Annotated in this window: 18 protein-coding genes; 13 read left to right on the top strand and 5 right to left on the bottom strand. The window is 63.5% G+C overall.

The genetic code is table 11. From position 1 onward, the window contains the following. Window positions 1-179: 179 nt before the first annotated feature. Window positions 180-644 (bottom strand): Ros/MucR family transcriptional regulator, encoded by a 465-nt coding sequence (locus NKI95_RS18020; RefSeq protein ID WP_352718755.1) that lies wholly within the window; start codon window positions 642-644, stop codon window positions 180-182. 373 nt (window positions 645-1,017) lie between these two features. Here NKI95_RS18020 and NKI95_RS18015 point away from each other — a divergent pair, with 373 nt between their 5' ends. Next, window positions 1,018-2,214: a DUF932 domain-containing protein gene (locus NKI95_RS18015; protein ID WP_352718573.1), complete on the top strand. Its 1,197-nt coding sequence runs from the start codon at window positions 1,018-1,020 to the stop codon at window positions 2,212-2,214. 255 nt (window positions 2,215-2,469) lie between these two features. On the opposite strand, the gene NKI95_RS18010 is transcribed toward NKI95_RS18015, so the two are convergent. Further along, on the bottom strand, window positions 2,470-2,991 hold the full coding sequence (locus NKI95_RS18010) for a DUF5615 family PIN-like protein (RefSeq protein WP_352718570.1): 522 nt from the start codon (window positions 2,989-2,991) through the stop codon (window positions 2,470-2,472). Further along, the gene (locus NKI95_RS18005; protein ID WP_352718567.1) at window positions 2,988-3,608 is read right to left on the bottom strand and encodes a DUF433 domain-containing protein; all 621 of its coding nucleotides are present in this window, start codon (window positions 3,606-3,608) and stop codon (window positions 2,988-2,990) included. The genes NKI95_RS18010 and NKI95_RS18005 overlap by 4 nt, the downstream gene beginning before the upstream one ends. Before the next feature lie 183 nt (window positions 3,609-3,791). On the opposite strand from NKI95_RS18005, the gene NKI95_RS18000 reads away from it, so the two are divergent. The 4 genes from NKI95_RS18000 (at window position 3,792) to NKI95_RS17985 (ending at window position 7,736) form a co-directional block, all read left to right on the top strand. Continuing rightward, window positions 3,792-5,942 (top strand): ParB/RepB/Spo0J family partition protein, encoded by a 2,151-nt coding sequence (locus tag NKI95_RS18000; protein WP_352718564.1) that lies wholly within the window; start codon window positions 3,792-3,794, stop codon window positions 5,940-5,942. 59 nt (window positions 5,943-6,001) lie between these two features. Continuing rightward, window positions 6,002-6,493, top strand: coding sequence for a UCP036055 family protein (locus NKI95_RS17995; protein ID WP_352718562.1), 492 nt, complete (start codon window positions 6,002-6,004; stop codon window positions 6,491-6,493). Between the two features lie 111 nt (window positions 6,494-6,604). Then, window positions 6,605-6,970 (top strand): hypothetical protein, encoded by a 366-nt coding sequence (locus NKI95_RS17990; protein WP_352718559.1) that lies wholly within the window; start codon window positions 6,605-6,607, stop codon window positions 6,968-6,970. A gap of 133 nt (window positions 6,971-7,103) precedes the next feature. Beyond that, window positions 7,104-7,736, top strand: a complete 633-nt coding sequence (locus tag NKI95_RS17985; RefSeq protein WP_352718557.1) for a DUF1419 domain-containing protein — start codon at window positions 7,104-7,106, stop codon at window positions 7,734-7,736. A 418-nt stretch (window positions 7,737-8,154) separates the two neighbouring features. Here NKI95_RS17985 and NKI95_RS17980 read toward each other — a convergent pair whose 3' ends face one another. Further along, window positions 8,155-8,550 (bottom strand): hypothetical protein, encoded by a 396-nt coding sequence (locus NKI95_RS17980; protein WP_352718555.1) that lies wholly within the window; start codon window positions 8,548-8,550, stop codon window positions 8,155-8,157. A 463-nt stretch (window positions 8,551-9,013) separates the two neighbouring features. Between NKI95_RS17980 and NKI95_RS17975 the strand changes: the two genes are divergently transcribed. After that, window positions 9,014-9,697 carry a transposase gene (locus NKI95_RS17975; protein ID WP_352718552.1) on the top strand — a complete coding sequence of 228 codons (684 nt, stop codon included), beginning with the start codon at window positions 9,014-9,016 and terminating at the stop codon, window positions 9,695-9,697. Window positions 9,698-9,732: 35 nt separating this feature from the next. On the opposite strand, the gene NKI95_RS17970 is transcribed toward NKI95_RS17975, so the two are convergent. After that, complete coding sequence (locus tag NKI95_RS17970) at window positions 9,733-10,926, bottom strand: DUF1173 domain-containing protein (protein WP_352689067.1); 1,194 nt, start codon at window positions 10,924-10,926, stop codon at window positions 9,733-9,735. A 183-nt stretch (window positions 10,927-11,109) separates the two neighbouring features. Here NKI95_RS17970 and NKI95_RS17965 point away from each other — a divergent pair, with 183 nt between their 5' ends. The 7 genes from NKI95_RS17965 (at window position 11,110) to NKI95_RS17935 (ending at window position 19,552) form a co-directional block, all read left to right on the top strand. Next, window positions 11,110-15,615 (top strand): strawberry notch-like NTP hydrolase domain-containing protein, encoded by a 4,506-nt coding sequence (locus NKI95_RS17965; protein ID WP_352718549.1) that lies wholly within the window; start codon window positions 11,110-11,112, stop codon window positions 15,613-15,615. A 12-nt stretch (window positions 15,616-15,627) separates the two neighbouring features. Then, window positions 15,628-16,683 carry a DUF7146 domain-containing protein gene (locus NKI95_RS17960; RefSeq protein ID WP_352718546.1) on the top strand — a complete coding sequence of 352 codons (1,056 nt, stop codon included), beginning with the start codon at window positions 15,628-15,630 and terminating at the stop codon, window positions 16,681-16,683. 247 nt (window positions 16,684-16,930) lie between these two features. Then, window positions 16,931-17,872 carry a DUF2493 domain-containing protein gene (locus NKI95_RS17955; protein WP_352689081.1) on the top strand — a complete coding sequence of 314 codons (942 nt, stop codon included), beginning with the start codon at window positions 16,931-16,933 and terminating at the stop codon, window positions 17,870-17,872. Window positions 17,873-17,934: 62 nt separating this feature from the next. Then, window positions 17,935-18,195, top strand: coding sequence for a type II toxin-antitoxin system prevent-host-death family antitoxin (locus NKI95_RS17950; RefSeq protein WP_352518109.1), 261 nt, complete (start codon window positions 17,935-17,937; stop codon window positions 18,193-18,195). Beyond that, a complete protein-coding gene (locus tag NKI95_RS17945; RefSeq protein ID WP_352518116.1) occupies window positions 18,185-18,604 on the top strand; it encodes a hypothetical protein in 420 nt (139 codons plus the stop codon). The genes NKI95_RS17950 and NKI95_RS17945 overlap by 11 nt, the downstream gene beginning before the upstream one ends. A 158-nt stretch (window positions 18,605-18,762) precedes the next feature. After that, the gene (locus tag NKI95_RS17940; protein ID WP_352693593.1) at window positions 18,763-19,044 is read left to right on the top strand and encodes a type II toxin-antitoxin system TacA family antitoxin; all 282 of its coding nucleotides are present in this window, start codon (window positions 18,763-18,765) and stop codon (window positions 19,042-19,044) included. A 79-nt stretch (window positions 19,045-19,123) separates the two neighbouring features. Continuing rightward, window positions 19,124-19,552 (top strand): GNAT family N-acetyltransferase, encoded by a 429-nt coding sequence (locus NKI95_RS17935; RefSeq protein WP_352718543.1) that lies wholly within the window; start codon window positions 19,124-19,126, stop codon window positions 19,550-19,552. Window positions 19,553-19,702: the final 150 nt, after the last annotated feature.

Genomic DNA, 19,702 nt, shown 5'->3' with positions numbered 1-19,702 from the left:
CGCGTCCCGACGAGGGCGGATCACCCGACCACGGGAGCGATAACGGTCGTCTCGAATGACTGGGTAAGGTCGTTGGCCGTACGGCTGTTTAATTCGATTTCATGCTGAAAGCAGACCGACCGCTGCCGGCCCCAAAGCTGCCAGGCGGGAACGCGCCCAACCGACCCATCAGGCTACAATCAGGCTGTGGCCTTCTTGCGGGGACGTTTCGCGGGCGCCGGCTCTTCGGGCTCCTTCGGCTTGCGGCCGAGGCCCATGGTTTTAGCGAGGGCTGAGCGCGCTGCGGCATAGTTCGGCGCAACCATGGGATAATCCGCCGGCAGGCCCCATCTGGCGCGATACTCATCCGGAGTCAGGCCATAATGGGTCGACAAGTGCCGCTTCAGCGACTTGAACTTCTTCCCGTCCTCCAGGCTGATGATGTAGTTGGGCGTCACTGACTTGTTGATCGGCACGGCAGGCTTGAGAACTTCAGGTCTTTCCGACACCACACCGCCGGTCGTGCCCTTCAGGGCGGCATGGACCTGTCCGATGAGGGCGGGTAGTTCACCGACCGGCACCGGATTGTGTGAAACATAGGCTGAGACTACATCAGCCGTGAGTTCGATGAGCTTGTCCGTATTGCTCTCGGTTTCTTCGGTCACGAAATACTCCTGGCGGATCAAACGATTGGCGTCGAACAGTCGTTTCATAATGACGACCGCTTCCGATAGCAACGAACCTGTTGCATTTCTGTTGTTTCGGCAGTCGCGTGACACTGGTCGACATGGCCGATCCGCTCCGGCGACGACCTTGTAGCGATTGCCGCGTGCGGTTCCGCCAACAGCAGGACCATCGCTTCCGGCGTCCCGGCTTTGAAGCACGCGGTCAAATCGATTCTCTGACGTGTATTCCTTGCGGAGGTGGGGCCGCGGCGTTTGTCCGTTTGCCGGACGGCAGAGGGAGAGGGTGGATGGCCCGCGTGACGGGTCGAGGGCTGGAAGAGAGGCTTCCGGCGCCCGTCGCGGAGAAAGTTCCATGAGCCAGTTGCAAGTTCTCGCTCCTGCGGTGAATCCACGGGGCGGTTACAAGGTGGATGTCAGCCGTGGCCAACGTGTCGGTCGCGTTTCTTCCGAGTGGTTCAACCGGCCGGCGGACGAGCGCTACCTTTCTCTCACCGATCTCCATAATTCGGTGAAGCGGCGGTCCGAACGCAGCAAGACCCGCATCGTTGAAAGTGAGCTGATCCGCGTCGAGGCCAGCCGCGACGACCCGGAGCGCCTGAGGCTGATGCTGCCCGATGCGCATGCCTCTGTGGCCCCAACGCATTGGAGCTTTGGCCAACTCGCCAGCCTGGTCGGCGCGCCAGCCGCCTATCTGCGCCAGCTTCCGGCCCCGCTTGCGGCGATCAACCTTCAGCACGGTCTTCTTAATCATCGCGCCGAGCAGATGAAGAGCTTGGAAATCGAGAACGGACGCCTCGAGTTGCGGGCGGTAACAGGCCCCGACTACGGCAGAATATTTGACTCAGAACTGGTCGATGCCGTGCAGAAGATCGCCGGCAACGGTAGCGGCGACACGCGCTGGAAAGTGCCTGGCGTGCTCGACTGGTCAACGGGAATCTACAATCCGAACGTCGACATCTCCAACGACACGACAACGCTCTATGCGTCCGACCGTGATGTCTTTGTCTTCCTCGTCGACGACCTGAATCCGATCGAAGCCGGCAAGCTGCCCGATGGCTCGCCCGACGTCTTTTTCAGGGGGGTTTATTGCTGGAACTCCGAAGTCGGCGCCCGAACGCTCGGAATCGCCAGCTTCTATCTACGTGCAGTTTGCCAGAATCGTTGTCTGTGGGGCGTGGAAAATTTCGAGGAAATCACCATCCGGCATTCCAAATATGCCGCCTCGCGTTTTGCCATGGAAGCCGAACCAGCGCTGATCCAGTTCGCGGAGTCTTCGCCCATGCCGTTCGTCAATGGCATCAAGGCTTCGCGGGAGCGGATCGTCGCTCGCGACGATGAAGATCGCCAGAGCTTCCTGCGCAAGCGCGGCTTCTCCAAGGCGGAGACCACGAGGATCATCGATGCCGTGCTTTCGGAGGAAGGGCACCCGCCCGCCTCGATTTTCGACTTCGTGCAGGGCATTACGCGGGTGGCGCGCGACAAGCCGCATCAGGACGTTCGCCTGGAGTTGGAGGGCAAGGCCAAGAAGCTGCTCGATCTGGCAGCATGATACCGCAATGCTGCGCGCCGAGGCGTATGAACGTCACTGGGCTGCTGATGCTGCCAGTGTTCCAACATGTGCATCGCTGCGGCGCGCAGCATACGGCCTGCGCTGGTACCCGGGAAAACCCATCTCTCCGGCCCGGATGTGCGCCGCACAAAACGGCAATGCTGCTATGCACAATTAATGCTTCTCGGCTGCGCGGAAGGGAGTAGCCTGTCGGTATCGAGTTTCGTCCGGGTCACCTCCTCCCGACCTTGGCGATCAGGGACGGCATTTATTCCTCCCGAATGCTGTCGTCCAAATCAAGCCCGCCGCACCTCCTCCCGCGGCGGGCTTTTTCGTTGTGCGAGCGGCGGCTTCTGGCAGCCCGATTGCAGGAAACGAACGCGGAGGTCCGTCAGTCGGGGAGGTTGAACCGTTCGATGGTGATGGTACGCGCGACATCCACCGTAATCTCCAGCACTTGTTCCATGCCTCCTCCCCACCGAGCTCCGAAAGGGCGAGATGAAAGAGCCTGTGCTGGAGATCGAGGCTCATCAGGCCAGGGGCGGTGTTGAAGGCGACCAGCCCGACATGCAGCTCCTCGCGGCGATAGGGGCCGCGAAAGTCGGTCGTGTTGTGCGTGACGAGCACATAGCCGTCATCGACCGCGCGCCGGGTCACCATATGGTCCTTGGCGCCGGCGAGGCCCAGCCAGCGCACATGGCTCGACTCTGGAAAACCCCGTTCGCGCGCCAGTTTCGCAAGCTCTGGGCTCAGGCATTCGTCGTTCAGGAATTTCACGAAACGGCCGGCAGATCGTCGAGACGGATTGTGCGTGTCGACTTCGCCGCCGTGCTGCGCCACGCCGGCTTGACCGGCGGACGGCCACGCCGCGGATAGGCGAGCGCATAGTCGGCCGCGAGCCTGATCCGGTCGAGAGTCAGTTGCGGATAGGCGGCACGGATCGTCTCGGGAGTATCGCCATTGGCGAGCATGTCGGCAACGTCATGAACAAGCACGCGTGTTCCCACAAAGGCCGGCTGACCGCTAAGTACCGCTGGATCGCGCGCCACCATGGCCTTGGCTTTCCTCAGCCGGCTGAGGCCGGTCCTTACCCCGGCAGTGATCGGCTTCAGGTCGACCTTAAGCGGATCGTCCGCGACTACGGGCGCAGCATCATCGGCAATGGCGTGCTCAACGATCCGCCGCCGCGCGGCAGGCGTCAGCGTCTCCGCCGTCAGCCAGGCGAGGCGTAGGCCGACGAGACCCGCTCCGATGATGACGCGGCTGCCGCGGCGTGTCTCGACACGGCCGCGTAGCAATCCGGCATCGATGATGCGATGCACCTGCTTAAGCGGCACCTGCGTTACCGCCGCCGCCTCATTGGCGGTGAGCACTTCGGTACTAAACCCTGGCATGACAATAATCCTTCCACGTTCATGGAAGATATATAGTCACTCTGCCGTCCGCAGTCCAGCGAAGCTTTGCGGCAGGCGGCCGGCGCCGGCGCGAGGCCTGGAGGCAGAGGGGGAGGGGAGATTCCTGACGGGCTTGGAGGTTCGGGGAGAGGCCCCGGGCCGCCCGTCATGGAGAACCTGACCATGGCAAAGAACGCCATTCAGAAGGTCGCGATGAACGCCGCGGAGAATATTCCCTATGACAAGCTAATGCTGTCGCAAAAGAATGTTCGGCGCATCAAGGACGGCGTGTCGATCGAGCAGCTGGCCGAAGACATCGGACGGCGCAAGCTGATCCAGAGCCTGAACGTCCGTCCCGTGCTCGACGGCGAGGGCGAGGAGACCGGCACGTTTGAGGTGCCGGCCGGCGGTCGTCGCTATCTCGCGCTCGGCATCCTCATCAAGCAGAAGCGCCTGGCCAAGAACGAGCCGATCCCTTGCATCGTCAACCGCAAGCAGGAGACCTCGGCCGAAGAGGATTCGCTTGCCGAAAACCTGCGGCGCGCCGACCTGCACCCGCTCGACCAGTTCCGGGCCTTCAAGACGCTCAGCGATCAGGGCCTCGATCCGGAGGAGATTGGCGCCCGCTTCTTCGTATCGCCTGCGACGGTGAGGCAGCGCCTGCGGCTGGCATCGGTGTCGCCGAGGCTTCTCGCTCTCTACGAGAAGGACGAAATCCGGCTTGAGCAGATCATGGCGTTTTCGATCTCGGACGATCATGCACGTCAGGAGCAGGTCTGGGAACGGATTGCCAGGTCGCACATGCAGGAACCCTATTACATCAGGCGCCTGCTGACGGAGACCACGGTCCGAGCCGATGATCGTCGGGCCGTGTATGTCGGCGCCGAAGCTTATGAAGCGGCTGGCGGTATCATCCTTCGCGACCTGTTCGAGCAGGATTCAGGCGGCTGGTACCAGGATGCGACGCTCCTCGAGCAGCTTGTCTTCGACAGGCTGAAGGTGGATGCCGAGGCAATCCGCGCCGATGGCTGGAAGTGGGTCGAAGCGGCGATCAGCTTTCCCTACGGCCACACCTCCGGCATGCGGCGCATCTACGCCGAGGCGCAGGAACTGAATGCCGAGGAGATCGAACGCTACGACGCACTGAAGGCCGAATACGACAAGCTGGATGCGGACTATGCCCAGGCCGAGGATGCTGACGAAGCAATCGAGGCGAAGCTCGACCAACTGGGCGCCGAGCTCGATGCGATCGATGATCGTCCTCAAAGCTACGATCCCGCCCAGAAGGCCAATGCCGGTGTGTTCGTTACGCTTGCCGCGGACGGCAAGCTCCAGATCGAGGGCGGTTTCGTGCGGTCCGAGGACGAGCCGCGGACCGAAGCCGGCGACGTCGATGAGGGCGAGGAAGGGGGCGCCGCCGGCGAAACCCGATCCAATGGCGACGACGATGGCGACGGTGTTGTCGTCAACGGCAAGCCGGTGAACGACAGCGCTAGTGACGACGGCGAGGAAGATAGCATCAAGCCACTGCCCGATCGGCTCGTCTTCGACCTGACCGCGCAGCGGACGCTGGCACTGCGCAACGCGCTCGCCGGTGACGTTGACATCGCCATCGTCGCCGCACTCCATGCCTTCGTCCTGCAGGTCTTCTATCGCTTCGCGCCGAACACATGCCTGGAGATCAGCATGAAGAGCGGCAGCTTCAGCCAGGTCGACGGTCTTGCCGAAACATCCTGGGCCAAGGAGATCGCCGAGCGGCACGAAGCCTGGGACCGCGATTTGCCCGATGAGGCGGAAGGCCTGTGGGACTTCCTGCTCGGCCTCGATGAAGCAAGCCGCAAGGCGCTGTTCGCGCACTGTGTCTCGCTGACCCTCAATGCGGTGGTCGAACCCTGGAACAGGCGAGCGAAGGCGCTCGAGCATGCAGACGTGCTTGGCCGCTCGCTCCAGTTCGACATGGTCGACGCCGGCTGGACGCCCACGGTCGAGTTCCTCGGGCGGCTCACCAAGGCGCGGATTCTACAGGCTGTCCGTGAAGCGCGTGGCGCAGACTCCGCGCAGCTGATCGACCACATGAAAAAGGACATCATGGCGCGTGAGGCCGCCCGCCTTCTCGAAGGATCGAACTGGCTGCCCGAGCCGCTGCGCCTTGAGGTCGATGAAGTGGCTACCGATGCTGGCGACGCGGTCGCCGGCGACATGTCGGACCAGGCGGCTCTCGACGGCGATGCCGCCGATCTGCCGGCCTTCCTCGCCGATGATGCGGATTCGTCCTCCGAAGAGCCGGTGACCATCGACAGCGACGAGGCCGACCACCTCCAGGCCGCCGAATAATCGGCATCCCGCTCCGCACCGGGCCCGGCACTCCCGCCGGGCCCTTTCTCGTTTTCCGAATGGAGAAACCCGCATGTCTGCACATATCGTTTACGAATCTGCTTCTCCGGGGAGCGTTATCCAGTACAGCGGACGGCACCGCGAAACCGCCGGCTCGCTTTTCCAAGAAGCTCGCTGCCTGGGAGAGCCGCAACGGCGTCGGTCGCCTGGTCAGGAAGGAACCGCCGCGCGAGCGCGCGACCTACAGCTCGCCCGCCCATTTCACCCTGCACGAGGGCGATTTCGGGCAGGGCGGCATCATCGTCGTCTCGGTCAGGCGCACTTGGTCCGTCGAGAGTGACCTGGGTTTCGAGATCGTCGAGCGTCCCATGATCGGCATGGTCCGCGTCCTGCAGGAACTCGGGGATAGCCCGGAACTGCTCTATCTCGCCAAGGATCGCGAGGCGGCCGAACGCTGGCTCGCCAACAACCAGTATGGTCGGGCCTATCTCGAGGAAGTCTCCGCGGACGAGGTCGGCGCCGACGTTATCGAGGGCCGCACGGCCGCCTGATCGCTTCACCGCATTGAACCCCCCGACGACGGGCCTGGGATCGCGTGAGAGATCGCGGGCCTGTTCATTTCATGGAGATCGACATGTTCGACTGGAACAGAAGCTGCTCCTATGACGAGCAAGCAGAAGAGGCGTTTTCACACGACAGCGCGTTCACGGCTGAAGAAACTCGCCGCCGAACTAAACCTGCCATCGGGCTGCTTTGACCTGCGCTCGAACAAGGCGGGTATTGCCGTTTCCGGCGAAGTCACCCTGTACCATCACCGTACCTACATTCAGGTCGGCCAGTTCGGGCTGTCATCGGCTCACGGCATCCTGATCCGCACCTGCAAGGGCCGCAAGGACTATACCGGCGGAGCCAACCACTTCGTCGCGCTCGGCATGCTCGACGACATCCCGGCGCTCGCCGCCGCCGTGCGTGCCATCACTCGGGTTGGTCGAGACGTTTCGCGTTCCTCCGAGCGATGCGCCGCCTGAACCCTGCATACCCCATCATCGCCGGTGCACACGCTGGCCGCAGGCTCGGCCAGTCGACAGCCACAACATCACCAAGCACTTGCGACGACGCGGTTCATGCCGCGCGTGGCCGACCCGCGTTCAGGAGAACCCCATGACCGCGCATCCACCCTTCAGGAAGGTGCTCGACGGCGTCGCCACCCGCGAGCAGATGTTCCAACTGTTCAGCCGACACAAAGATACTCCCGGCATCGATCTGCTTTCCGGCACTCCCTACTCAGGCGAGTGGTTCCAGATCACCGCGTCAGACTACCACTTCATGCTCGATTTGCTGCCGCCGCTCTTCATGCGCACCGGCATGTTCGGCATGTCGGAGTTCAAGGCCGGCAACGTGACCAGCGTATTCTTCGCGATCCGGATCCGGGGCCGCGAACGCTGGTTTCACGGCTTTTGTGACCTCGCGAATAGGCAGTCCCCAGATAAGATGCGCGCCGCCATCATCGCCCACGAGACCGGCGCGAGCGACAGCATGACCCGCGCGGAGAAGCTCGAGGCGATCTGGAACATGACCCCTGTCGAACTCAGGGGCATCGCCCGCAATGCAAATCCCGGAACCGGGTGGGCCGAACATCGCGGCAAACGCACGATTCTCATTAACGCCGGAAAGCATGATGCTGTCTTCAAGCTGCTCGATGATCTGTCGGATCTCGAGATTGACGAACTCCTGTCCTCCGCCCGATCAAGCCGGAACTCAAAGAAGGGAGGCGACGATAAAGGTTATCCCTGAGAGCTGCCGCTCGGAAGCGAAACGTCCCTATTAACACGGTCCGCCTACTCCGCTGAAATGAGGCGCATCGGATAGGCTATGCGGCGCGATGTCTATCGAGGAGGCGTACTATCGGACGCCGACGGGCGAGACGCTCTCGCACATTACGATCGCTTGCACACACCCCTATCGCTTTCCAAGATACCGTGACGGCAACCGACATTGCTCGATCAGTGCGTCGCCGCCGGCCGGCGCATTTTCACGGTATTTAAGGCCAGCACCGACCAGGTGCTCGTAGTCCAGCGAGCCACCTATCAGGGTCAGACTTCAACTCGGATGATCCTTGTCACCTGATCACCGTGGGTAATCGCCCTTAGCGAAGCCGTGTGGCCGACTGGTTCGACGATATGATCGGCCAGTCACCGCGCAAAACTTCGGATCAGGACCTGCCGCGCAGGATGTACCCGGCATTACGTAAGGCGCCGATGAAGAGGCTGGCCGGGCCGGCGATACTCGTCCTGGCCTGCATCGGTAGCGGCAGAGTGTTCCAGTCCTCCAAGGGAGCGATAAAGCTGGAGAAAGTGCCGTTGACCATGCAATTGCTGATCGCCGAGCCCTGCTTGTCCAGCGCCAGAATGCCTGTCTGGTTGCTTGGATATCGGACGGCGGCGATCCGCTGCATTTCCAAGTCGCCATCGATGCGCAAATCAAATAGCAGGACGCCGTGGCTTCGGTTGGCAATTTCTGCGACTTTTTCCGTGAATCCAAGAGGAAGCGCACGGACGCTGTCGACCGCCATCCCGAAAACAATCGCGTCCAGCTCATCCGCCGCCATGAGAAGATTTGCTCCCAAGAAAATCAGGATTGCAATCGATGCAGTCGGTTGTGCACAGTCATCGGATGCGGACGGCTGTTAGTCCTTGTCCGTTTGCCCGGCGGCAACGAATGACGGGGTAGGCGGCGCTCGATGCAGGGGGGTTCTTTACCGAACCTGGAGCATGCGAGCCCCGTCAGCATGTCGAAATTTGTCAGCTGCCGGTGGATCGAGCGAAGTGGCGCCTGTGGATGGCGGGCATGGATAGGCTCTGAAGGTCGCGTCAAATGAGACCTCGGCTCGCAATAGACCGTTTGCGTCCCGGTGATCGAGCCAGTCCCCGAGGTCAGGGAAACCTCGCTTGCTCGTCGCTGGCCTTCTCCGATAAAGCTCGGCAAGAGCGATAAGATGCCTAGGCGCAGAATACTCGCTGACGCGAAACAGCGACTTGGCTGCAAGTCGTCCTCACATCAAGGAAGGGACTATGAAGCGCCAGATCCGGCCATTTATCGTGGAAGTCAAACAGAAGCGCCGCAAGCAAAAGCCAAGCCATTCGATCTGGGGTGCTCTCGACCTGTCCAAAATTGTCACCGAGATGACGCAGCTGTCTGATGGTGCTCAGTTGCCAGGTTCTGAGCTCATTGACTCCAGTATAAGACCCATCGATGCTGATGACGGTGACAATCCACAAGCGGAGCATATCATGGCCGATTCTCAGGAAGCTCAAACTGTTCAGACAACAGTGGCACCAGCCAAAGTGGAAGCCCCTGAAGCGAAGAAGAAAGTTCCGCGAGCAAGGAAAGCGAAGGCAGAGCTCGCCAAGCCGACCCGCAAGAACGGGGCGAGACCAGGGCCTCAGGCGGCTGAACCTGCGGTGGCGGTGCGGACCGCCCGGAAGACCTATTCTGAGAAGGAACGCGCCCAGAAGCTTGCTCAGATCGAGAAGTCGATCGCTGGGGGTGCGACCAGCAAGAGTGCGGTCAGCCAAGCCGGCATTTCGGAGCAGACCTATTATCAGTGGAAGAAGGTTGCAGCGCCAGCCGCAGATAGCGGCGATCTGAAGGACCTGCTCGCGCTCGAGGAAGAAAACAAGCGCCTTAAGAACCTGCTTGCTGACCGTCTGCGCAAGGAAAATGCCGAGCTCAAGAAGAAGCTGGGCCTGGGGTAAGACATACTGAGCCTCGTCGGAAATTCCGCCGACGCTCAGAGCGGCAACGGCGGCATATCGCCTTCGCCGACCCGCCACACCCAGAAGCCGATCTCCGGACGCGCGGCGATCATTTCGTCGAGCGAAGCCTCGAACGCTTCGTCCGCGCCGGCCGGGACGACAAAGAGTGCGGTCGGCTGCTGCCTGTCCTGGAGCAAAGCGTTGGCGATCGGGTGGTCGGTTTGCAGGTCGTAGCGCAATCCCTTCACGCTCTTCTCGCGAAGGCGGGCGAGCGCGTCAACGAGCCGCTTTTCCGAGACCGTCTCGAAAGGGATCCAGTTCTCGGATACCACCATTAATGCGACCTCCTCAACAACGGCGAGGCCGGCCGGGTTCAGTCCGAAGGTCGCGATCACTATCAGATGTGAGCTGGAATCCGCTCCCCACAGCGACAATTCTCTCTCGAAACGTGCCTGCAAACGCCGATGCAATGCATCGTCGATGACAAAGGAAAAGCCGGGCAAATGTCTGACGACAAGTTTCCGACCGGATCGGGCGGGCATGATTTCCTTCACTTCGCCGACCAGAACCAGTAGCTTTCGTGGGCCGGATTTTGGCGGGAGCGCCGTGCCGAAAACCGCGTTGCGACGTTGTTCGATCGCTTCCTTGTTCTCGGCGCGAAACGGCTCGGGCACAAACAGGATATCCGCGAGCGGTCCGCCCCTCACCGTCATTTGCCCGGCAGCCTCAAGCAGATGCCAGCGGACATTCCACCAATGTCGCTTGCCAGCCCATCGGGATGTCCAGACCGTCAATTCGGCCTCCTGCCATAGATAATGGAGCAGGCCACGCAGCGACATCCTCCTGGGGTCTCCAGTTACGCTGGCGGAGCTCTCGCCAGCAGGCGCGGATGCTGCCCGGCTCCCCGTCTTCGACAGGCTGAAATCGAGTTTCAAAGCCGCCAAGCCGCTTTGCGGATCGAGCTGTATCGCGCTGCCCATCAAGGCGCCCAGGCCGGACAGCTCGTAAGGCGATTCATATGAATCACAGGATGGATCATGCCCGCTGCCGCTCAGCGGCATGCGCTTGATCAGGTGAAGGTCGCCGATGCGGGCGATGTACATCGGGCAGCCCGGCTCGCGGCACAGGCATAGCGGACGCTCGGTGCGGCCATAGGCGTTCGCCAGCGCCGCCTGCAGGTCAGGCGCTCCCTCCTCGTAGACCTCACTGCCAATTCTGAACCGTCGCATCACCTCCGCAGCTCCAGGTCGCCGCCGCATCCCTGTCCGCGCATTCAAGTCATGGCTTTGCGCAGAGCGCAACCCGTTTGGTGCATCGCGGCAGAGGCAAAGGGGAGCCGGAAGGAGTGCGGCCCGGCTGGCGCGGAGAGAGTGCCGGCGCGGGCGCCACTCCCTCTCGCAAAGGACATCTCCATGAACATTGTTTCGACCACATCTGCCGTTGCCCGGACGGCCGCTCCCCTCGGCGCGCCGGCACAAGACGCCCTCGACACCGCCCAGGCGATCTACCGAGCGGCAATGCGGCTTCTGCCGTTCCTCGAGCAGGGCAAGTCTGTCACCACTGCGGAACTGCGCACCACCATGACAACAGGTTTTGGCGGCAGCGATGCGCAAGGGTGCTGGGTCTGGAAGGACGCCTATGAGGCCCTCGAAGTCGCCCAGGTTCTGTTTCTGCGCCGGTTCGGCCCCGCGATCCTGTCCCGGTCCGCCACGCCGCGGGCAAGGCTAGCGATGATAAAGCGCATCGCCGACCTTCTTCCAACCCATACGCGACGCTCCGACGAGAGCCAGGCCATGCAGCAGCTCTCCACGCCCTTGCCGCTGGCCTTCGTAACGGCGCACGCCGCGGCGATCGCATCTTGCGACCTCGTTCTCGAACCGTCGGCCGGCACCGGTCTGCTTGCCGTCCATGCCGAGATAAGCCGGGCATCGCTCACCCTCAACGAGCTTGCCGCAACGCGGGCCGATCTCCTCGGCCTGCTGTTTCCGCAGTTCCCCGTCTCGCGGCACGACGCCGCCCATATCGACGACCATCTCGACGCGGCCATTGAGCCGTCCCTCGTCTTGATGAATCCGCCCTTCAGCGTCGGCGCCTATGTCGACGGCCATGTCGCCGATGCGGCATGGCGGCACCTCTCTTCCGCGTTCGCACGCCTGCGTTCGGGCGGTCGTCTTGTCGCCATCACCGGCGCCGGGCTGTCTCCCGAAAACCCGAAATGGCGGCTCGCCTTCGAACGCCTGCAGCAGCAGGGCACGGTCATCTTCACCGCAGCGATCGACGGCCGCGTCTATGCCCGCCACGGAACCACCACCGAGACCCGCCTGACGATCATCGACAAGGTGCCGGCCGTCGATCCGTCGCGTTTCGTCGCCTTGCCGGGCAAGGCCAAGGATGTCGAAACGCTGCTCTCCTGGATCTCCGATCTGCCGCCCCGGACTTTGGGTGGATTCCCGAATTCGATCGGTGCATTGTCCAGCGGCATCCTGCGCAATGCCGCCATGCAGATGGCTGCCCGATCCCGGAGAGCCGCACCCCTCGCTGTCTCAACGGCTGCTCCAAAGGCAATGCAATCGGTCCGTCCGATTGCGCGAGCGAAGCCCGCTCGCCAGGTCATGGCAAACAGCACGCCGGCTGTTCCCCTTGCCTACGAATTGCGCGACTGGATGCCGGAGGAGGGCGGCCGGCTCACCGAGTCAATCTACGAACCCTACGCGCTCCAGTCGATCGACATTCCCCGCGCCAAACCCCATCCGACGCCCCTCGTACAGTCGGCCGCAATGGCCGCCGTCGCGCCACCAAAACCTTCCTATCGGCCCCTTCTTCCTGATGCGATCATCGATGAGGGCCTGCTGTCGGACGCCCAGCTCGAAAGCGTCATCTATGCCGGCGAAGCCCATTGCGGTCATCTCACCGGCGCCTGGACGGTTGACGAGACCTGCGATGTCGTCTCGGCCGCGCCAGAAGGAGCTACGAACGCTGTCCGGTTTCGGCGTGGATGGTTTTTGGGTGACGGAACCGGCTGCGGCAAGGGACGGCAAGTCGCCGGCATCATCCTCGACAACTGGCTGCAGGGGCGGCGCCGCGCGATGTGGATTTCCAAGTCCGACAAATTGCTGGAAGACGCTCAGCGAGACTGGGCAGCACTTGGCCAGGAAAAACTCCTCGTGCAGCCACTCTCACGCTATCGGCAGGGCACGCCGATCCGCCTTGCCGAAGGCATCCTGTTCACGACCTACGCAACCCTGCGCTCGCAGGAACGGGAGGGCAAGAAATCCCGGATCGCCCAGATCCTCGACTGGGTCGGACAAGAGGCGAGAGGGGCCGAAGGGGCTGGAGAGAACCCGTCGGGGGCAAAAAAATCTTTCGATGGCGTCATCGTCTTCGACGAGGCCCACGCCATGGCCAATGCCGCTGGCGGCAAAAGCGAGCGTGGCGACGCCGCGCCCTCGCAGCAGGGCAAGGCGGGACTGCGGCTGCAGCACGCGCTGCCCGATGCCCGCATTGTCTACGTCTCCGCGACCGGTGCGACCGCCGTCGAGAACCTCGCCTATGCGCAACGTCTCGGCATCTGGGGCAGCGAGGATTTTCCATTCGCCAACCGTGCCGAATTCGTCGCCGCGATCGAGGACGGCGGTGTCGCGGCGATGGAAGTGCTCGCCCGCGATCTCAAGTCGCTCGGCCTCTATACGGCGCGTTCGCTCTCCTATGACGGCGTCGAATACCACCTCCTCGAGCATGCGCTGACTGAGGAGCAGATCCGCATCTACAACGCCTATGCAGACGCCTTCCAGGTCATCCACAACAACCTGACCGCCGCACTCGAGGCCACCAACATCACCAGCGAGGCCGGCACGCTGAACCGCAACGCAAAATCGGCGGCGCGCTCAGCCTTTGAAAGTACCAAGCAACGCTTTTTCTCGCATTTGATCACCTCGATGATGACGCCGACCCTGATCGGCGCGATCGAGCAGGACCTCGCCGACGGGCATGCGGCAGTCGTGCAGATCGTCTCGACCAGCGAGGCGCTGATGGAACGACGGCTTGCCGAGATCCCCACCGAGGAATGGTCGGACCTGAATGTCGACATCACGCCGCGCGAGTATGTCGGCGGGTACTTGATGCATTCCTTCCCGACCCAACTGTTCGAGGAGTATTCCGACGCGGAGGGCAACGTCTACTCGCGGCCTGTCCACGACGAAGATGGCAACCCGGTCCAGTGCCGCGAGGCGGTTCGCCGGCGCGGCGAGATGATCGAAAAACTCGCATCGCTGCCGCCGGTCGGCAGCGCCCTCGACCAGATCATCCATCATTTTGGCACAGACACCGTCGCCGAGGTGACCGGCCGCTCGCGCCGCATCGTCGAGAAGACCGGCCGCGACGGCATCGACCGGCTGGCCGTGGAAAACCGCCCTGGCTCGGCCAATCTGGCCGAGACCCAGAGTTTTATGGATGACGACAAGAGCGTTCTGATCTTCTCCGACGCCGGCGGTACAGGCCGCTCCTATCACGCCGATCTCGGGGCCAGGAACCAGAGGCTGCGCAAGCACTATCTGCTCGAGGCCGGCTGGCGCGCCGACAACGCCATCCAGGGTCTCGGAAGGACCCACCGCACAAATCAGAAGCAACCGCCGCTGTTCCGGCCGATGGCCGCCAACGTGAAAGCCGGCAAGCGCTTCCTGTCGACGATCGCACGACGGCTCGACACGCTGGGCGCGATCACGCGCGGTCAGCGCCAGACCGGCGGGGCAGGGCTGTTCCGGTCCGAGGACAATCTTGAAAGCCCCTATGCCCGCGCGGCCCTGCGCCAGTTCTATCATCTGCTGCACCAAGGCAAGATTGAGGGCTGCTCGCTTTCGACTTTCGAGACCGTGACCGGGCTGTCGCTGACGACTGACGAGGGCGGGCTGCGCGACGAGTTGCCGCCGATCACGACCTGGCTCAATCGGCTGCTGGCGTTGCGCATCGAAACCCAGAACCTGTTATTCGAGGTGTTCGAGCAGCTGATGGCGGTAAGAATAGAAGGCGCCATCGCCGCCGGCAATTACGACAAGGGCCTGGAGACGATCACGGCGGAGAGCATCGTCGTCACCGATCGTAGGACCGTCTATACCCATCCAGTCTCCGACGCGCAGTCGCATGTGCTCACCGTCGCGCGCAAGGACCGCATCCGGCCGCTCGGCCTGGTCGATGCGCTGGCCATCGTCCGGGCGGAGCCGCAATCGGCTTTGCTGGTCAACACGCGATCGAGCCGCGCGGCGATCCGGCTGCCGACCGCAAGCCTGATGCTCGACGACGGGACCGTCGAGCACCGTGTGAGGCTCCTGCGGCCAACCGACGAGCTGCGCTTCGGCCTCGGCGCCCTTGCCGAAACACTCTGGCAGCCCGCCGACCGGAAATTGTTCTGCGAGCTGTGGGACTCGGAAGTCGCCGCCGTCCCGGAGTTCACCACCAGCACCTTTCACATCGTGACGGGTCTGCTGTTGCCGATCTGGCGTCGGCTGCCGGACGGCGACTGTCGAGTCTATCGAATCCAGACCGATGCCGGGGAGCGCATCATCGGCCGCCACATCGCGCCGACGCTGGTCGCGACCATGTTCCGCAATCTGGGTCTCGACGATGTGCCGAGGCTGGCGCCGGAAGATGCCTGGACCGGGCTCGCCGATGGACGGATTGGACTGCAACTCGCCGATGGCCTGATCCTGCGCCGCAGTCGGATCATGAACGACTACCGTGTCGAATTGATCGGCTTCACCGACGCGATGGTCCCTCGGCTGAAGGCGCTGGGACTGATCTCCGAGATCATCTCCTGGAAGCTCCGGCTGTTCATCCCGACGACCGCGCAAGGGTCCGCCATCCTCGCCGCGCTCCTCGACCGCCATACGCTGGTTGGTGTCACCGACCGTACCTCGGCGGCTTGAGGGGAGGCGATCATGACGGGCTCGGCCTCCGAGCTGGCACGCCGCCTTGGCGAACACGCCGAGGCGGTGTGCCGGGAATATCTCTCCAACGGCCATCGCTCCGGCAATTACTGGATGGTCGGCGATGTCCACAACACGCGCGGCCGTTCCATGCATGTGCGGCTGAGGGCAAACGCCAAGGGCCCGGCGGGTAGGTGGGTCGACGAGGCGACGTCTGAATTTGGCGATCTGCTCGATGTCATCCGTGAAAGTTGCGGCCTCGTCGACTTCCGTGACATCGCGGATGAAGCACGTCGCTTCCTCTCCATGCCGCTGCCACCGCCCCAGCCCCAACCTCAGCCCCTTGGCGCGCAGTGCCAGCCAGCCGCGAAACGCGGCTCCCCTGAGGCCGCGCGTCGTCTGTTCGCCATGTCCCAGCCGATCGCCGGCACGCTGGCCGAACGCTATCTTGCCGGCCGCGGCATTCTGCTTTCGACGCACGAGCGCGCGCTGCGCTTCCATCCCGGCTGCTACCATAGGAATCTCGTAACGGGCGAGACGCAGACCCTGCCTGCGCTGATTGCTGCTGTCACCAGCCTCGACGGGCGTATCACCGGCCTGCAACGGACTTGGCTTGATCCTTCGGGTCACGGCAAGGCGCAACTCGCGGATCCACGCCGCTCGCCGGGGGAACTCCTTGGCAACGGCATCTGGCTAGGCCATGAGCCCGGCATGCCCGTCCCGGTCATGGCGGCCGGCGAGGGCTTCGAGACGATGGCTTCGCTTAAGGTGGTGATACCGGCGCTGCCTGTGGCGGCCGCCACCTCGGCCAATCACCTCGCCGGCCTGAGGCTTCCGCTTGGCTGCCGCCGCCTCTACATCGCAGCCGATGCCGACGCTGCCGGCCGGCACGGCATCGAACGCCTCAGCCAGCGCGCAGGCGAGGCCGGGATCCTCGCCCTGGTGTTGCGGCCGCAGCTCGGCGATTTCAACGACGATCTGCGCCATTCCGGCCCGGCCCATCTCGCGGCATGGCTCGGCGATCAGCTCGTCCCGGATGATGCCCGTCTCTTCCTGTCGCCCGGATGAACGGGTCGGGCTGGCAGGCGGGCCGGCACGGCGTCGCCGGATAGCCTGCAGGCATGGCGGCGGTCCGCCGGAGAGGCTGCGCCCGCGGCCTGCCCGAGAGGCGATCCCTGCCACCCCCGGGTCACGGCCGCAACGGCTGCGCCGTCCTACGCTTCGCTTCGGCCTTCGGGGCGGCCGCGCCCCGGGGCGCGGCCGGGATGCGCTGTCAGGCCGCGATGGGCGCGGCCGCAACCGACGGAGACACGCCATGACCTACGAGCTTCCCTTCGACGACGGCTACGAGCCTTACCACGCCTCCTCGCCGACCGACCGCGTCATCCTCGAACTGCAGATGTACGGCCATCGCCCGCATCAGGACGAACCTGATCCTCGGCCACTTCCCGACAACGAGGTGATCCGGGCCGGCCTCGCCGGGATCGTCGAGAGCTTCGCCGGCATGCTTGGCGACACCAGGCTCGAACCCGATCTCGACGACCTGCTCTGGTCCTTCGCAAACGTCTTCCACCGCGCCGCCGAGCGCGTCGCCCGCAGCCTCGATCGTAACGAGGAGGCCCAGCGTTCGAGCCAGCAGGAGCAGGACGGCTCGGAGGTGAAGTCCGTCGAGCTGGAACGGCTCACCTCCGAGGGCATCACCTATATCGAGCGCCGCAACGTGCTGGAAATCATGCGTGACGAGGCCGCCGACCTCTACGAAGCACAAACCGGATCGGCATGGCGGCCGCGCACCGGCTCCAAGGTCTCTCATCAGGCGATGACCGCGTCGGTGATCGACTCCAGAGACTTCCTCGCCGCCCGCCGCCGCGCCGAATCCGAGGTGCTGGTGCCTGCCGGCACCAAGATCGCCTTCGCCGGCGGCCTCGACTGCAACGATCACGACCGGATCTGGGACGCGCTCGACAAGGCCCGGGAGAAGCATCCCGACATGGTGCTGCTCCACGGCGGCAGCCCGCGCGGCGCCGAGCGCATCGCCGCCTGCTGGGCCGAGAGCCGCAAGGTCACCCAGATCGCCTTCAAGCCGGACTGGAACCGGCACGCCAAGGCGGCTCCGTTCCGCCGCAACGACCAGCTTCTCTCGGTGGTGCCCTACGGCCTGATCGTCTTCCCCGGCTCCGGCATCACCGACAACCTTGCCGACAAAGCCCGTCGGCTCGGCATCCCCGTCTGGCGGTTCGCGGAGGACGGCGCGTGAGCGCCGTTTTCTTGCAAATCCAGAAAATCTGGATAATATGGAGATCGGCAAGGAGTACAGCCATGCGTCAGTTCACGACAGGGGATCTCAACAAGCAGGTTGGCGACGTCACCGACGTTGCCAGCCGCGAACCCGTTATTCTCACCAAGCACCGCAAACCCCGGTTCGTGCTGATGAGCTACGAGCACTACGAGCGGATGCGCATCGGCAGTGATCCCCGCCGCGCATACCATGTCTCCGAGATGCCGGAGGAACACACGGAACTCTTCGCCGCCGAGATCGACCGACTAGCGCGCGGGGAAGGATACGATGATGAGCGGTAGATTTCTGCCTGGTCAGGTGATCTCCTACCCGTATCTTTGGGCATGGCAACACGAGCGCGGCGAAACGGAAGGCCGCAAGAGCCGGCCGACCTGCGTGGTCATCGCTGTCGGCGGCGCAAGAGATGGCCTGACCCATCTCGCGCTCCTGGCGATAACCACCCAGCCACCGCCCGGCGATCGGGTCGGTTTGGAAGTCTCCGCAATCGAGTGCCGCCGCGCCGGTCTGACCGATCTCAAACGCTGCTGGATCGTGGTTGACGAATACAACTACGATATTGCCGAACGCTCCTGGTACATCGAATCCGATGGTAAGCCCCTCGGTCGTTTCAGCAAGGCATTCATGATGAAGATCGCAGGCGCCTTTATCGAAGCGCGCAGCGAGGGCCGCCGCGTCAGCCGTCTGGATTGACGTTCTCTTTTCGCAGCAGGGAGCATACCTCGGATCGGATCAGTCCGCCGTTTCCGCATGCCTGTACGCCGGTCGCAGGAACAGGAATGTTCGTCACGCAAATCCGGTGTCATGCTGCATTGCACCGACGTATATCCATTCCAGCACAGGAACGCACCATGGCTGCCGCCGCAAATAGGAAGATATCCGTCTCGATGCGGTTTCGCAGCGATGATCTCACCATCATCGACCGCGGCGCGCAGCTGCTCGGCCTGTCGCGCACGGAGTTCATGCGGCGCGCAGCACTCCACGAGGCGCAGGCGGCCATCCTTAACGAAACCGTCATCCGCGTGTCCCCGGAAGCCTATGACGCCTTCATGCAGGCGATCTCAGCCCCGGCCGCTGCGCCCCCGCCGAAGGCGACCGAGCGGCTGCGTCGGCCCCCGTTCGGGAACCGCTAGTGGCGCTTTCAGGCATCGAACTCCTCGATGACGCGCACCGCCTCGACAGCTTCAATTGCGGCAAGTCGGCGCTCAACGCTTGGATGGCGGCTTCGCGCGAACGAACCAGGCCCGCGGGTTTACCCGCGTCCTGGTCATTCACCACGAGGGAACAGTCGTCGGCTATTACGGCCTCGCGCCGGGCGTGATCCAGCCAAACAGCGCACCGCGCGCTATCCGCACCGGACGCCCGCCCGATCCCATCCCCTGCCTGCTGATCGGACAACTCGCCGTCAGCCACCGCCATTCCGGGCAAAGCGTCGGAAGCGGCCTGGTCAAGGACGCGCTGCATCGCTGCGTCGCCAGCGCCGACATCGTCGGCGGCCGCGCGGTGGTGGTGCGGGCGATAGACGCCGAGGCCGAGCGCAACTGGCAGAGCTGGGGCTTCATTCCCGCGCGGGACAATCCGTCGGTGCTCATGCGCTCGATCCAGGACGTGAGCCTCTGGCTGGCCGACAAAGGCCACTAGCTCACGCGCGTAGCGTCTCCGGCAGCGGCGAGGTCCGGGCGCGCCGGCCTGCGTCCGGCCGGGCTCTAGAGTCTTTCACGTTTTGACGGAAGCGTATCCGGCGTTTGCGAAGTAGTTTTTGCATTCGCCGGGTTCGATCGTCGCAACGAG

Origin of the sequence: Mesorhizobium sp. M0306, from assembly GCF_040321655.1 — a bacterium.
GTDB lineage: Bacteria > Pseudomonadota > Alphaproteobacteria > Rhizobiales > Rhizobiaceae > Mesorhizobium.
Note: the sequence above shows the minus strand (reverse complement) of the source record. Positions and strands in the feature narration are given on the sequence as shown.

Coding starts and splice junctions, on each gene's coding strand:
- NKI95_RS18015 (WP_352718573.1), top strand. CDS start 1,018: ATGAGCCAGTTGCAAGTTCTCGCTCCTGCGGTGAATCCACGGGGCGGT.
- NKI95_RS18005 (WP_352718567.1), bottom strand. CDS start 3,608: ATGCCAGGGTTTAGTACCGAAGTGCTCACCGCCAATGAGGCGGCGGCG.
- NKI95_RS18000 (WP_352718564.1), top strand. CDS start 3,792: ATGGCAAAGAACGCCATTCAGAAGGTCGCGATGAACGCCGCGGAGAAT.
- NKI95_RS17995 (WP_352718562.1), top strand. CDS start 6,002: ATGGAGAAACCCGCATGTCTGCACATATCGTTTACGAATCTGCTTCTC.
- NKI95_RS17990 (WP_352718559.1), top strand. CDS start 6,605: ATGACGAGCAAGCAGAAGAGGCGTTTTCACACGACAGCGCGTTCACGG.
- NKI95_RS17985 (WP_352718557.1), top strand. CDS start 7,104: ATGACCGCGCATCCACCCTTCAGGAAGGTGCTCGACGGCGTCGCCACC.
- NKI95_RS17980 (WP_352718555.1), bottom strand. CDS start 8,550: ATGGCGGCGGATGAGCTGGACGCGATTGTTTTCGGGATGGCGGTCGAC.
- NKI95_RS17975 (WP_352718552.1), top strand. CDS start 9,014: ATGAAGCGCCAGATCCGGCCATTTATCGTGGAAGTCAAACAGAAGCGC.
- NKI95_RS17970 (WP_352689067.1), bottom strand. CDS start 10,926: ATGCGACGGTTCAGAATTGGCAGTGAGGTCTACGAGGAGGGAGCGCCT.
- NKI95_RS17965 (WP_352718549.1), top strand. CDS start 11,110: ATGAACATTGTTTCGACCACATCTGCCGTTGCCCGGACGGCCGCTCCC.
- NKI95_RS17960 (WP_352718546.1), top strand. CDS start 15,628: ATGACGGGCTCGGCCTCCGAGCTGGCACGCCGCCTTGGCGAACACGCC.
- NKI95_RS17955 (WP_352689081.1), top strand. CDS start 16,931: ATGACCTACGAGCTTCCCTTCGACGACGGCTACGAGCCTTACCACGCC.
- NKI95_RS17950 (WP_352518109.1), top strand. CDS start 17,935: ATGCGTCAGTTCACGACAGGGGATCTCAACAAGCAGGTTGGCGACGTC.
- NKI95_RS17945 (WP_352518116.1), top strand. CDS start 18,185: ATGAGCGGTAGATTTCTGCCTGGTCAGGTGATCTCCTACCCGTATCTT.
- NKI95_RS17940 (WP_352693593.1), top strand. CDS start 18,763: ATGGCTGCCGCCGCAAATAGGAAGATATCCGTCTCGATGCGGTTTCGC.